10 protein-coding genes are annotated in these 14,819 nt (G+C 46.2%); 9 read left to right on the top strand and 1 reads right to left on the bottom strand.

The features are described 5' to 3' along the window. Nucleotides 1-44: 44 nt before the first annotated feature. Complete coding sequence (locus BMX02_RS00280) at nt 45-776, bottom strand: glucose-6-phosphate isomerase family protein (protein ID WP_091688020.1); 732 nt, start codon at nt 774-776, stop codon at nt 45-47. 201 nt (nt 777-977) lie between these two features. Between BMX02_RS00280 and BMX02_RS00275 the strand changes: the two genes are divergently transcribed. The 9 genes from BMX02_RS00275 (at nt 978) to thiC (ending at nt 14,695) form a co-directional block, all read left to right on the top strand. Beyond that, the gene (locus BMX02_RS00275) at nt 978-2,429 is read left to right on the top strand and encodes a metallophosphoesterase family protein (protein WP_091688018.1); all 1,452 of its coding nucleotides are present in this window, start codon (nt 978-980) and stop codon (nt 2,427-2,429) included. Continuing rightward, nucleotides 2,426-5,092 carry an AAA family ATPase gene (locus BMX02_RS00270; protein WP_167879293.1) on the top strand — a complete coding sequence of 889 codons (2,667 nt, stop codon included), beginning with the start codon at nt 2,426-2,428 and terminating at the stop codon, nt 5,090-5,092. The genes BMX02_RS00275 and BMX02_RS00270 overlap by 4 nt, the downstream gene beginning before the upstream one ends. 111 nt (nt 5,093-5,203) lie before the next feature. After that, nucleotides 5,204-5,980 (top strand): magnesium transporter CorA family protein, encoded by a 777-nt coding sequence (locus BMX02_RS00265; RefSeq protein ID WP_091688014.1) that lies wholly within the window; start codon nt 5,204-5,206, stop codon nt 5,978-5,980. A 20-nt stretch (nt 5,981-6,000) separates the two neighbouring features. Continuing rightward, a complete protein-coding gene (gene smc / locus BMX02_RS00260; protein WP_091688012.1) occupies nt 6,001-9,525 on the top strand; it encodes a chromosome segregation protein SMC in 3,525 nt (1,174 codons plus the stop codon). Further along, a complete protein-coding gene (locus BMX02_RS00255; RefSeq protein ID WP_342210522.1) occupies nt 9,522-10,343 on the top strand; it encodes a segregation and condensation protein A in 822 nt (273 codons plus the stop codon). The genes smc and BMX02_RS00255 overlap by 4 nt, the downstream gene beginning before the upstream one ends. A 19-nt stretch (nt 10,344-10,362) precedes the next feature. After that, nucleotides 10,363-11,466, top strand: coding sequence for an SMC-Scp complex subunit ScpB (scpB, locus tag BMX02_RS00250; RefSeq protein WP_091688010.1), 1,104 nt, complete (start codon nt 10,363-10,365; stop codon nt 11,464-11,466). Nucleotides 11,467-11,569: 103 nt separating this feature from the next. Then, on the top strand, nt 11,570-12,121 hold the full coding sequence (locus BMX02_RS00245) for a TATA-box-binding protein (RefSeq protein WP_091688008.1): 552 nt from the start codon (nt 11,570-11,572) through the stop codon (nt 12,119-12,121). Then, a complete protein-coding gene (aglJ, locus tag BMX02_RS00240) occupies nt 12,122-13,051 on the top strand; it encodes an S-layer glycoprotein N-glycosyltransferase AglJ (RefSeq protein ID WP_091688007.1) in 930 nt (309 codons plus the stop codon). 360 nt (nt 13,052-13,411) lie between these two features. Beyond that, nucleotides 13,412-14,695 (top strand): phosphomethylpyrimidine synthase ThiC, encoded by a 1,284-nt coding sequence (gene thiC / locus BMX02_RS00235; protein ID WP_091688005.1) that lies wholly within the window; start codon nt 13,412-13,414, stop codon nt 14,693-14,695. Nucleotides 14,696-14,819 lie beyond the last annotated feature (124 nt).

The raw sequence follows: 14,819 nt of genomic DNA, 5'->3' as shown, positions 1-14,819 counted from the left end.
TTTGTGTATCCCGAACACTTCTACGAGATTTGAGAATATTGTTCTCAAATAGTAACAATGCTCTCAAATACGCCAACGAAGTCCTGTGGCTGTTTCAGGAACCGAAGTTTTTCGGTGTCGTTTACGAGTTCATACATATCCCTGCCACATTCAAGACCAAATTCAGGAATATCTACAGGAGTGATATATCTTAGCTCAGGAAGGTCCTCATAACAAGGATTCCTGACAAACCCTTTATCCAGCAGATAATATGCACCACCTGCCATATCCCTGAATGGTGCATAACTGGAAGCAAAGTCACAGCATACCCAGTTAGCCATCTTCAGAGGTTCATCGGATGCATTTATGGTCACATGACCATAATCCGGAGGAATGAGTGCAATATCCCCTGCTTTTGCCTTTATTACAACAACATCGACAATATCATCGAATTCATGCTTCTGCAAAAGGTAGGTTGCCTCTCCTTCAAGCACCTGATATACCTCAGGATAGGATATTTCCTCACCCGGAACGTTCGGATGATAGTGACCTGCGGTCTTGACAAACTCACGCCCCAGCATTCCCGGAGGAATTACCGTAATGTCATAACGCAGGTGCTGCTTGTTGATAGTTTTAAGTTCGGCCTCGGACATGGAAAGATGCCTGAACATATAATAGAGTTCGAAGTCATCTACTGAATCGAACCATTCCCTGTCACAGACGACCTCTTTCATATCATGAAGCATCCTGATACCAGGTTCCCTTTCAACCCCACCAAATTCAATAGTATAAACCATATTTAGTACCCTCCTCTAAAACCGACCGGACCCCACCGGTCAACTGATAACGATAATAGTCAAAATACATGTTTAAGATACGCCTAATACATATTAAATTTAACTCATCACAATAATAAAAATTGGACATTATTAGCATTAATCCTTCGAGATAGGCAAAACAACAAGCTTAAAAGTACATGAGGGACTATACAATGGGACATGGAGAGGGAGATCAGAATACTGCATACTGCTGACACACATATTGGATACCGACAGTACCATAGTGAAGTGCGCAGGCAGGATTTCATTGATGCTTTTTCCAGGGTCATTGACGATGCCGTTGAGATGAAGATGGATGCTGTTATCCATGCAGGTGACCTCTTTGATTCAAGGAACCCGACACTTGAGGACATCCTTGACACCATCAATATACTCTCAAAGCTGAAACAATACAATATCCCGTTCCTTTCCATAGTGGGAAACCACGAGAGCAAGCAGCATACCCAATGGCTAGACCTGTTCGAAAGCATGGAGATCGCCATACGGCTTGGGACCGATCCATACAGGATAGAAGATGTTGCCATCTACGGAATAGACAATGTCCCGAGATCGAAGATACAACTTTTTGATTATTCGAAATTCACAGATGAGAACTGTGGAGAATACAACATTGTAGTAATGCACCAGCTGATGTCCCCATTCCCCTTTGGCGAGTGGGATTGCGAGGAGGTCATCAAAGGACTTCCCTTTGAAGTACATGCCATCCTGCTGGGAGATTATCACAAAAATGAGAAGACAAAGGTCGACCAGACCTGGGTGACATATTGCGGTAGTACAGAACGTAACAGTGCATCAGAAAGCGATGCCCGCACATACAATATAATTACGATAAATGACAATGGCATCGACATCGGCAGACGTAACATCCTCACCCGCGAGTTCCTGTTCATTCCGGTTGAGCTCCGGGACAGGGATACTGCCTATGAGCTGATCATCAATAGCATCAAAGAATATGATGTTTCTGAAAAGGTTGTCTTTGTGGACATTTCAGGAAACCCGGAAGTTGCCATATCCTACAATGAGATAGAGGAGTTCCTTGCGAGCCAGAATGCCCTTGTCACCCGGATCAGGGACATGAGACGCGGGGAAGATATCCTGGAAGATAAGGCTGTGGAGGTTTCCTTTTCAGACCCTGATGAGGCAGTTAAAAGAGAGATCAGGAAAATGACACTTACCAGCGGCGGCATCATGATCGATGAGATCGTAAGGGATCCGGACGTTCCAAAGACAAAGGTCGACCTTGAAGCTGAAACGCGAATCGGGAACCTGCTTTCAAGCATTGATTTCATGCAGCCGGGCACCCACATGATCCCAAAGAATACAGAAACCGACGCTGATACGGAAACTGGAACCCCAGTCGATGAAATTTATGCCCTCGAATCTGTTAATGATCAGAAGGTCGCAGAAAATACTGACGAATATAATGCAAGCACTGGAACTGAAAAGGGTACTGCCCCAGAAGACATTATTAGCCAGGATGAAGCCGAGCTATCAAGAACATGTGAAGAAACAGAAGAAGAACTATCCGAACCACCGGGGAACAGTGCTCCAACGAAAAAGAAAGTTGAAGCCCCGAAACCAAAGCAATACAATCTGGGGGACTACCTGTGAAACTGAAAAGGGTACGTGTTGAGAACATCAGGAGCTACAAGGACCTTGACATCAGCTTCGAGGATGGTGTCACCGTGGTATCCGGTGTGAACGGGAGCGGGAAATCCAGCCTGCTGGAAGCATGTTTCACAGGACTTTTCGGCAGCCGCACCCTTTCAAAGGATTTCGTGCTCTCGGACATTATCCGCAAGGGTGCCACAAAGGCATCCATAATAGTTGATTTTGATAACAAAGGGCATGAATACAACATTGAACAGGGGTACAAGGTAAATCCCAAAACCGGAAGTGCATCTAACAACAGGTCGGTCTTCAAGATCGACGGGGATATCATGGTCGATCAGGCCAGCCAGACCTATGAAGCTGTAAAAGCGCTTCTGAAGATGGACGAGGAATCCTACAAGAACTGTGTGTACATCCGGCAGGGAGAGATCGATGTACTGATCAACGCAAAGACAAAGGACCGACAGCGTATGATCGATGACCTGCTTCAGATAGGGAAACTGGAAGAGTACAGGGAGCGTGCAAGTAGTGCAAGGAAAGGCGTGGGAAGGCACCAGAGAGAAACAGATGCGCGCATCAAGGACAATGTTGCAGATATCGAACAAATTGAAACCCTGGACCCATATCAGGTGCTTAACACTGTCAAAACTGAGATGAATGAGACCGGAGCGAAAATTTCTGATCTTGATGCAAAGAAAGAGCGTGCCAGGGGAATTGTGGAATCCATTGAAGAGAGGATAAGCAGATACACAGAAACCCAGGAGCAAAAGAAAGCGATCGATGTTGAGATAAGGGGCTTCAAGTCAAAGGTAACGGTAACATACAGCGAAATGGAAAAGGGCAGGAACCTTGTAAGTTCCGGCAGGCAGGAAGTCCAGCAGCTTCAAAGTGCAAATGCCGACCTTTCTACGCGGATAAATATCCCTGATGACGCTGATATTGAGAATTATGCTGTATCCATAGAAAAAGAAGAAGTCAGTGCCCGGGATGTGGTCAGCAGTATTGTCAAAAAGAGAGAGCTGGCACAAAGCAGTGAGCGATCACAGAATGAATTCCTGCTTAACCTGAATGAACAGGTGAAGAAGACTTCCATTGCCATACAGAATAAGGAAGCTAAGATCAAAAGCATTCAGGAAGATATTGAAAGACTTTCTGCAGACAGCAGGAAACTGGATGATGAGAACGAGAACAGATCAAAAGAAGCCTCAGAACTTGGATTCCCTGCTGATAAGCTCGAAAATATAGATGATATTGCTGAACTTCTGAGCATGAAGCAAAAACAGCTTCATGGAAAAGAAAGGGAAAAGTTTGCCACCCTTACAGAACTTGAAAAAAGGGTGAAGAAAGCTAAGGAGCTACTGGATAAGGGATTATGTCCCACCTGCGGACAGGACCTTAAAGGCTCAAAGATATGCGAAGAAACAGCAGAGGATGAAGAACAAAAAGCTGGTCTGTTGAACGAGCTCCAGAGCATACGTTCCGAACAGGCAGATGTGGAAACAAAAGTGGAACGTGTCAGGAATGCAAAAGAAATTGCAAAAAGGATCGCAGAGAACGATCACCTGACCCAGATAAAGAAGAAAGACATCGCTGCCAATGAGAAACTGATCGAAGAGAACCACATATCCATCAGGGAAGAGAAGGAGAAGGAAAGTGGTCTTAAAGAGCAGATCAGTGAGGTCACGATATCGATCAGGAAGATCAAAGAAGATATTGTTACTCTGGGAAAAGATGAAACTGCTGCGATGAATTCTCACAAAGTTGTAAAAGATAAGCTCGATATTGCAAGAAAGATACGAACTAACCAGCTTGAGATCAGGAAAGTCCAGAACGATATGCAGCGATCCCAGGATAGGATAAATAACGGGCTGGAAAAGGTCGGACTGTTCGAAGAGCAGATAAAGGACCGGAAGCAACGTCTTGACCAGCTCGAAAAGGTACTTGGTGATGTCGATATAGACAAGCTCCGAACCGAAAAGATGCAGTACGATAGTGCATACAAAGGTATCGTTTCCGAACTGGAGAAGTTTAACCTGAGGATAAAGGAACTTCATAAGGAAGTGGGGCGCGTCGAAGGTGAGATCAAGAGGCTTAATGAGCTTAAGCAAAAGCACAGGATGCTTACCAATAAAAAGGAGTTCCTCGCAGCCGTCTACAATGATGCGGAAGAGCTTGAGACCATGTACATTCGCCTGCGTGCTGAACTGCGTGCAAAGAACATTGATGCGCTTGACAGGTTACTCAATGAGATATTCTCTTTCATGTACACCAACAATGCATACTCGCACATCAAGCTTGATCAGGAGTACAATCTTACCATCTATGAAAAGGATGGCACTGCCCTTGAACCTAAATTGTTAAGTGGAGGAGAAAGAGCGATATTCAACCTTGTGCTAAGGTGTGCCATCTATCGTTTATTATCACATTCACCCGGAACTACAGGCAGTTCTGAGCTCCCTCCCCTGATACTGGACGAGCCCACTGTTTTCCTTGATCGCGGACACGTCCATCAGCTGATAAAACTTATTGACATGATGCGGGACGTCGGGGTTGGTCAGATCCTGATAGTATCACATGATGAGTCACTGATCGATTCTGCAGACCATGTGTTCGTAGTTGAGAAAGATCCCATCACGAACAGTTCTTCCATTTCTGCAAAATGAACATCTACAGAGAAAATTGCGACCATAAGATATATTATAGCTTTTATCATTATTACTGGACAGGATAAGGGTTTGATATTAAGAGGGATCGAAAGGTTTGTGAGGTATTGAATGAGCTCCGAGAACAGGGACTTTGTCATAGAAAGGCTTGAACGAAAGCTGACTGAAAAGGAAGAAGAGATAGAGACGATCAGCACCAAACTTCGTGATTCGATCATGCGGGAACTTCGCGAGAACCTGAAGAATGACCTTGACATCAACAACCGTCTTATCAAGATAGAGCAGAAGGTCCAGGAGCTTTCAAGCAACTTAAGTGGCATTATGGACGAGTTACTTGACCAGAAATCACAGCTCAGGTCCATGAACCCTGCAACCCGGAAATCAGAGCCGGAACAATTTAAAGTAACGGCAACGCAAGATCCTTTCAACTCGCCTTCACCAAAGCCGGCAGGGGTTTCCGGGAATAAAGGTCAGCTTGCAGATTCCCTGTTCGGTCAGAAAAAAGCTGCACCAACCACAATTCCGGAAAGGACCATACCTGAGCCACCAGTACCAAAGATGACACCCCCTGGGTCAAAACCATCTTCAGGATCACAGTGGAGCAAACTGGTAAACCCGAACGAGGTCAATATGGAGATCAGGGAGATAAGGACCGAAGAACCTGCACAGGAGAAAACAAGGGACATACCATCCGAATACATTGTAGCAGATGGGATCGATGCCCCTCGGAACAGTAATTATTCAAGGCCTCCGGAAAATGAATGTGAATATATCGTTGCGGAGGAAGGCAAACCTTCACGTACTCGCTCAGAAACAGAGTATGAGACCGTAGAAGACCGTAATGATGAAGATACTGTGGTCACAACGACCCGCAAGAAACCTTTTTAACTCGATGACAGAGGAATCACGTGTACATCAAGGAAATTGAATTTACAAACTTCAAGTCTTTTGGGAAAAAAGTTAAAATACCATTCTTTGATGATTTTACCACCATATCGGGACCTAATGGAACCGGAAAATCCAATATCATCGACGGGATACTTTTTGTGCTCGGACTTTCCAGCTCACGTACCCTGAGGGCTGAAAAGCTGACAGACCTTATTTACAATGGAGATAAGGCAAAAAAACCTGATTTTGCACAGGTCACAATAAAGTTCGATAATGCTGACCGTGAGATGCCTGTGGACGAGGAAGAGATCACTATCAGCAGGAAGATCAGGGAAACCGAGAACGGATATTATAGTTATTTCTATTTCAACGGCAAGGCGGTCAGCCTTACAGACATCCATACCCATCTTGCAAAAGCACGTGTGACCCCTGAAGGGTATAATGTGGTCATGCAGGGTGATGTCACCCGTATCATCACTATGACAGCAGGCGAGCGCCGCAAGATCATCGATGAGATCGCCGGTGTTGCTGAATTCGACAACAAGAGAGATCGAGCTATGAACGAGCTGGAGATCGTCAGGGAGCGTGTCGAAAGGGCTGACATATTAATAGAAGAAGTTGAGAAGCAGCTGGAGAAGCTCAAGGTCGAGCGCGACCAGGCTGTGAAATACCAAGGCCTCAAACAGGAGAAAATGAAGTTCGAAGGCTTCGTACTGCTTGCAAAGCTCAAGGATGCAAAAGTGGAGCTTGAGAATATCAGCGGGGACATCGGTGCAAAAAAGGAAGTCCGGGAGAAATTACAGCAGGCCCTTAAGCAGAAGCAGGAAAAGCTGGAAGAACTTGAGAATGAGCTTAAGGAGCTCACATCCGAGATCCAGAGGATGGGAGAGGACGAGCAGATCCAGGTCAAGAAGGACATCGAGGAGATAAAGGGAGATGTCTCAAGATGTGTCAACAGCATAGAACTTGCAGATAATGAGATCGAAGACATTGATTCCAGACGTAAGAAGGCATTCCTTGATATCGAGCAAACGAAGAACAGGGTCAATGAGATCGATTCAAAGCTGTCTGAGGAAACACTCCGCAAGGACAGTATCTTTTCAGAGATATCCGAAAGAAAGACCGAGAGGATGATCCTGCAAAGCAGGATAGCGGACGTGGATGAGAAGTTTGCCCAGACCAGGGATGAACTTACATCGTTCAAGAATGAGCTGGAAAATTTCAGGAACGACAAGAGCGAGCTGATGCGACAGGAAGATCGCCTGCTTGACTCCCTGAGAAGAAGGTCAGCAGAGGTCAGGGATATCGAGAACGAGATCGAGGATGCAAAGGTAAAAGCAGAATCATCAGACAGCGATACAAAGTCTGCGCAATATGAGATAGAGAAAAATACCGAGCAGATAAATTCCCTGACAAAGGACCTTGATGACCTTGAAAGCAATCGTTTCCAGATCAAGACCGTGGTAACAGACCTTGAAGCCACACTCCGAAAACAACAGCAGGATTACGCGATGCTGGAAGCACGTGTCCGTGCGGCAGAGGATACCAGTAATTATTCCAAAGCTGTGGACATGATAATTGCCGAGAAGAAACACCATGGACTTCCCGGCATCTACGGCACCATAGCCGAACTTGGAAGCGTGGACCAGAAATATTCCACGGCCCTTGGCGTTGCAGCCGGCGGACGTATGCAGGCGATCGTGGTCGAAACTGACCAGGACGCATCGCGCGGGATACAGTTCCTGAAACAGCAACGAGGAGGACGTGCAACCTTCCTGCCACTTAACAAGATGGAAGCAAGGCGGCCTTACAAGGACCTTTCTGACCGCAAGGGTGTCATCGGCTATGCCATTGACCTGATAGACTTTGATCCAAGGTTCGAGGCTGCATACTGGTACGTCTTCCGGGACACACTTATTGTTGATACGCTTGAAAATGCACGCCGGCTCATCGGCGGCCTTCGCATGGTCACACTTGAAGGAGAGGTCATTGAAAAGAGCGGTGCTATGACCGGCGGATCGATGCAAAGGAAGTCAGGACTCTCATTTGCAGCCTCTGAAAAGGACAAGCTCATTAAGATCGCTGAGAAGCTTACCGAATTTGAGTCAAGGCGCAATACTGCCATCAAGAAACTGGACAGCGTAGAGGGACATATTGCGGATATAAACCGTGAGATCCATGAGCTGGAGAAGGAGATCTCAAAGAAAGAGATGATCTTTGAGGAAATAGGCAGCAGGGCAGAGCGCCTCAGCCAGCTTATTGAGGCAAAGAACGTCGAGCTGACACAGATAGAAGAACAGCGTCTGAAGCTCCGCGAAGAAATGGAACTTGTCGTTGCCCAAAAGAATGAGAAGGACGAGAAGTCCGGGGAACTGGAAGAGAAGATCGCTGTTATTGAAGAGAAACTTTCCGAATCAGAGATACCTGAACTTAACAAACAGGCTGAACGCATCGATGAAGAGATGCGAAGGCTGGACGGACGTATCCGTGACATTGAAGCTGATATCAATGCCCTGAACCTTGACCGCGAGTATGCTTCATCCAGGATCGAAGACAGTCGCCAGCTTGTCAAGGAGATGGATGAAAAGAGATCGAGCCACCGTGAACGTGTGGACGGCTTTAAAGCGAAGATAACCGAGCTGGAAGCCACTCTTAAGAACAAGCAGCAGCGTGAACAGGAACTTACGGACGAACTTAAGGAGATGCAGCAAAAGCGTGCCATTAAGCAGACCGAGTATAACGCTGCGGAAAAGGATCATTTGGCCACCAGATCAAGACTGGCCGATGCTGACAAGGCTATGATGGCACTGGAAGCCACACTGAGCGCCCTTGTTGACCAGACAAAGGACCTGAAGGAAGAACTGGAAAGGCGCGGTATCGAAGAGGTCGAAGACGTACCAAACTACGAAACCGTCAGCACAAGGATAGCATCCATAGAAAAAGCCATGGAACGCCTGGAACCTGTGAACATGAGGGCCATTGATGAGTACGACGAGGTGGACGCAAGGGTTGTAGACCTTAAGACCAGAAGAGCCATTCTCTTCAATGAAAGGGAGCAGATCCTCGACCGTATCGACCAGTATGAGACCCTGAAGAAAGATGCTTTCATGGAAACATTCAACGGCATCAATGAGCCTTTCAAAGAGATATTCAACGAGCTTTCCGATGGTAGCGGAGAACTTGTACTTGATGATCATGAAGATCCTTTCAATGGAGGATTGACGCTTCGGGCACAGCCAAAAGAGAAAACGCTCCAGCGTCTGGAAGCGATGTCCGGTGGAGAGAAAAGTCTTACCGCCCTGGCTTTCGTGTTCGCCATCCAGCAATACCGCCCGGCTCCTTTCTATGCATTTGACGAGATCGATATGTTCCTTGACGGTGCAAATGCGGACAGGGTCGCCCAGCGTGTGAAGAAGGCCGGAACAAAAGCACAGTTCATTGTAGTATCCCTGCGTAAACCGATGATCGAAGCGGCTGAACGTACCATTGGCGTCACCATGCAGGAGAACAATATCACGAGCATTACGGGTGTGAAATTACGTTGAACGAACTTTCTGAAGGTATGGAGGAAAGCGAGAGCAACACCCAGGAAATCACTAACATCTCAGGCAGCTCTGTTGACCCGGAATTCCTGGAAACACTACGCACTCTCGGTGTTGATGAGTCGCTGATAGAGTTCTCAGATGATGTGCTCTGCGAACCTGTGGAGATCTTCGTCAAGCTTGCCAAGGACGGGGACATCAACCCATGGGATATAGATATCGTGCAGGCTACAGACAAGTTCCTTGCATATATTGAAGATATGAAGCTGATGGACCTGAGAATATCAGGCAGGACGCTTTTGTATGCAGCCATACTCCTCAGGATGAAATCAACCGGTATCGTTCAGGAAGAAGAGGAAGAAGATGAGGATTTCCTGGACGATGAGATGGATTTCTATGAAATTGAAGAATACCCGGTCCCAAAACTGCCCATTCGCCGTACTGCGACCCGACCCGTAACTCTCCAGGAGCTTATTACAGAACTTAAAAAGGCAGAAAAGGTCGAGACCAGAAGAAAGGACAGAAGAATACGCCATCGTATCGAGGTAATGGACAGGGCGACCACCGAAGATGTACTTGGTATCGCGCATGAGGAAGATATCCGGGGCAGGGTAGATACCCTTTATGAGTACCTTGAAGAGCTGTTCAGGGATCGCGAAGAAGTTATGTTCTCGGACCTGATAGAGAACTCCAACAGCCGCTCTGAAAAGATGATGACATACATTTCATTGCTGTTCCTTGCATCTGAAAAGAGAGTATGGCTATCACAGGAAGAGCTTTTTGGTGAGCTATATGTCCACCAGGGTTGCGAGATCGAATGACATTTTGAAGAGGAAAGATATGAACGACAAGGAGATCATAGAAGCCGTACTTTTTGCGGCAGGGGGAGCTGTTGACACCCAGACGCTCGCAAAGGTCGTTAACAGATCAGCAAAGACCATCACACCCGTTATCCAGACCCTTATGGAAGAGTATTCAACAAGGGATTCCGGGATGGAGATCGTTGACCTTGGCGGACGCTATGTGATGCAGGTCAAACCAAAATATACTGACCTTGTAAGCCCGGTAGCTCCAAAAGAATTGAGAGCCCCGATCCTTCGTACGCTTTCCATGATAGCTTACCATCAGCCTGTGGTCCAATCAGAACTTGTGGACATGAGAGGCAATTCAACATACGACCACATACGTGAGCTTAAAGAAAGGGGATTTATCGAAGCAGTGCCTCACGGAAGAACAAAATTGCTCCAGACAACGCCACTTTTCGCAGATTACTTCGGACTTAGCTCCAACGATCCGGAATCCATAAAGAAAAGGATAGTTGAACTTTCCCGCCAGCAGAGTGGAAATGAAGGACTTGACAGATGGCTTGGAAGGAAGTTCGTGGGCATCACACCCATGTACCGGTCACTTGCTGATCTTTGCGGGATCAAGGATTACAGGGTCATTAATGCCTACAATCCCACAGAGGAAGAACTTGAGAGCCTTGCTGACGTATTTAAGCTGGTAGTCTCCAGAGGCTATGAGGAAAAGGTCAGCAAATTTTACGATGGCGAGATCATCGAGGTCAGGTCCACCACCTTTGGTGACATAATAGATGCCATAAATGCACTTGAGAGCGTTGCGGATCCTGAAAAATCAAAGGAGAACATCGAGCTGATAACGGATCTGCGGGACAGGTATGTGTCAAAGGCGCTGGTCATCAGCAAGAAGGTGAAACCTGCAACAGATATGATCGCACGTATCGTCAGCGACCTGAGGCTTGGGGTTTCTGCTGAAGGTTGTGTCATAGCTCCCGATTATGGCACATCCAGTGAGGGAATGAACATCTCAGAGGGAGCCGATATCCTTGTTCCGACACACTCAAAGGTGGACGGGGACATTGTGGACAGGGTCTGCAGGAAATATGATGCTATCATAGATGGCCTGAAAAATCTTGAAAAATAACACTTTTTAAATGGCATTTAAATAGATATATAAAGAGAAGGGTATAAGTATATATACAGTATTGGCAAATATACCCATCCTTAAATACTGAGGATCAAAGAATATGACGGAATATAATATCAAGATAGAGAACGTGGTTGCGTCAACCAAACTTGCTGAAGAATTCGACCTTGTAAAGATAGAAGCGGAATTCGAAGGCGCAGAATACAACAAACAGAAGTTCCCGGGACTTGTGTATCGCGTTACCGATCCAAAAGCCGCATTCCTTGTATTCACATCCGGAAAAGTAGTATGTACCGGTGCAAAGAACGTCGCGGATGTACACACTGTCATTGGAAACATGGCAAAGAAGCTCAATGGCATCGGGATCGAGACCATTGCTGACCCGGAGATAACTGTACAGAACATTGTTGCTTCAGCTGACCTTAAAGCAGTGCTCAACCTTAATGCGATTGCTATCGGACTCGGTCTTGAGAACATCGAATACGAGCCAGAACAATTCCCCGGACTTGTTTACAGGATCGATGTGCCAAAGGTTGTCGTACTTATCTTCAGTTCCGGAAAACTTGTGGTCACAGGTGGAAAGTCACCTGAGAACTGCGAGGAAGGAGTTGAGGTCGTAAGGCAGCAGCTTGACAATATGGGACTTTTGTAAATGGATATTCAGATCCCCCTGGACAAGAACGATGTTTGCATCCTCATTCCCGCACTGAATGAGGAAGCAACAATAAAGCAGCTCATCGAGGATTTCCAGGCAGAAGGATTTGAGAATATCCTTGTCATCGATGGACACAGCCATGATCGCACCCGCGAACTTGCTGAAGAGAGCGGTGCAAGGGTCGTAGTCCAGGAAGGAAAAGGCAAGGGCCAGGCAGTTCAGGAAGCTTTCCAGCTTATCGAGGACCCCTACACCGTCATGATCGACGGTGATGGAACCTACCTTGCAAGCGATATTTATACTGTACTGGGACCGCTTCTTGAAGGACGTGCTGACCAGACGATCGGTAACAGATTTGCAAACTATGAGCCGGAAGCATTTACAAAATTGAACCTGACAGGAAACAAAGTGCTTAACAAGCTTTTTGGTCTGGCATATGGCATCTGGCTGGAAGATATCCTTACAGGATACCGCGGTTTCACACGTAAAGTGATCAAGGGTCTTAGCCTCAACGAGATGGGATTCGAGATCGAGACAGAAATTACTGTTGAGAGTGTAAAGAATGAGATGAAGATCGAGGTCGTACCTATCACATACGTCTCGAGGCATTCAGCAGCAGCCACCAAGCTCAACCCATTCAGAGATGGGATCAAGATCGGAAAAACGATATTCAGGATGGCAAAATTGCACAACCCGATGTTCTATTTTGGGATATTCGGCACGATACTGACGCTATCAGGTATCGTCGTGGGACTTTATGTGGTAAATGAGTGGTTAAGCGGAGTTACCCGCATACCAATGACAATACTGACCGCCTTATTAATACTTACAGGCATACAGATGTTCATTTTCGGGATGTTGAGTGATCTTATAGTCTCACTCCACAGGGAAACTATGCGAATGTTGCGCAAGAACAACGAGCGTTAACCCTTTTACCAGACTAACTTTTTATAGTTATTTTTTGATAGCATACCAATGTTCTTTTGCTGAGAGCAACTTTTGAAGAGCTGCACTCAAGTAAACTGTATTTGTTTTAATTGCAAGCAAATCTTAATACTTTGAGATTGCCAAAATACACCCGGCATGCAAGAGTCCCAAATCAAAAAAGTAATGGCTAATAGATAGCGATTATGAGCTACTATTCCGCCCGATTGGTGGATGGCTATAATATGTGTTGTTTGCAAGGAAATGCTTCAATTTTACTTTACATAAACTAAAGTTGATTTTTTGACAATGCTTATATAAAATACCTCCTTTTTTTAGTCAACTAATAACGAGGTTATAATAATGACAATAGTAGAAGATGCCAAAGCTGGTCAAATTACAGAACCAATGAAAGTTGTCGCAGAGGTCGAAGGTCTTGAGCCGGAATTCATCAGACGTGGAATCGCTGCAGGAAGGATCGTAATCCCAACCTCCCCATACAGGGATGTTAAGTACTGTGGTATTGGTGAAGGATTGACCACAAAGGTCAATGCATCCATTGGTGCTTCCTCAGATATTGTCGACATCGACATGGAGATCAAAAAAGCAAAGGCTGCAGAAGCTGCTGGTGCAGACACACTTATGGAGCTTGGAACCGGTGGAGATTTCCTCGGAATCAGGAAAGCTGTCTGTGATGCGACATCACTTTCAGTTGGATCAGTTCCTTTATACCAGGCATTTATCACAGCTGCAAAGAGAGACGGTTCGATCATCCACATGACAGAAGATGACCTCTGGAACGCAACTGAAGAACAGGCAAAGCTTGGTACAAACTTCATGGCAATCCACACAGGTATCAACAACATCGTACTCGACAGGCTCAAAGCACACGGTCGCTATGGTGGTATCTGTTCCCGTGGCGGTGCTTTCATGACTACATGGATGCTCCACAACGAGAAGGAAAACCCACTTTATTCTGACTTCGACTACCTTTGTGAGATCCTCAAGGAACACGAAGTTGTCCTCTCCACAGGTAACGGAATGCGCGCAGGTGCAATCCACGATGCTACCGACAGGGCACAGATACAGGAGCTCATCATCAACTCAGAGTGCGCACAGAAAGCACATGACAAGTACGGTCTTCAGGTCATTGTCGAAGGTCCGGGTCACGTACCACTCGATGAAGTAGAGATGAACGTTAAACTTATGAAATCCATGAGCGGACACAAGCCATTCTACATGCTCGGTCCACTTGTAACAGACATCTCCCCGGGAAGAGATCACATCGTAACTGCCATCGGTGCAGCAACATCTGCATCACACGGCTGTGACTTCCTCTGCTACGTAACTCCTGCAGAGCACCTTGCACTTCCAAACATCGAGGATGTTATTGAGGGTGTCAAGACATCAAAGATCGCAGCACACGTCGGTGACATGGTCAAACTCGGAAAGCGCGACCAAGACCTTGCAATGGGCAGGGCACGCAGAGACCTTAACTGGGAAAAGATGTTCAATCTTGCACTCGACCCGGAACTCGCAAGAAAGATCAGAACCGAGAGAGCCTCAGCAGATGAAGATGCATGCACAATGTGCGGTGACTTCTGTGCTGTGAAGATCGTCAACCAGAGCTTCGACCTTGCAAAGTAATGCCATTGGCATTACTTTAATCTTCTTTTTAAAAGGCCACCAATGGTGGTCTTAATAATTTCTTTACAACTACAACTTTTTTTACATCTTTTTTTAGTTAAGGCAGAAAGCTATAGCTATGCTT

Origin of the sequence: Methanococcoides vulcani (genome assembly GCF_900111645.1) — an archaeon.
Lineage (GTDB): Archaea > Halobacteriota > Methanosarcinia > Methanosarcinales > Methanosarcinaceae > Methanococcoides > Methanococcoides vulcani.
This window is presented reverse-complemented; position numbering and strand designations above follow the sequence as displayed.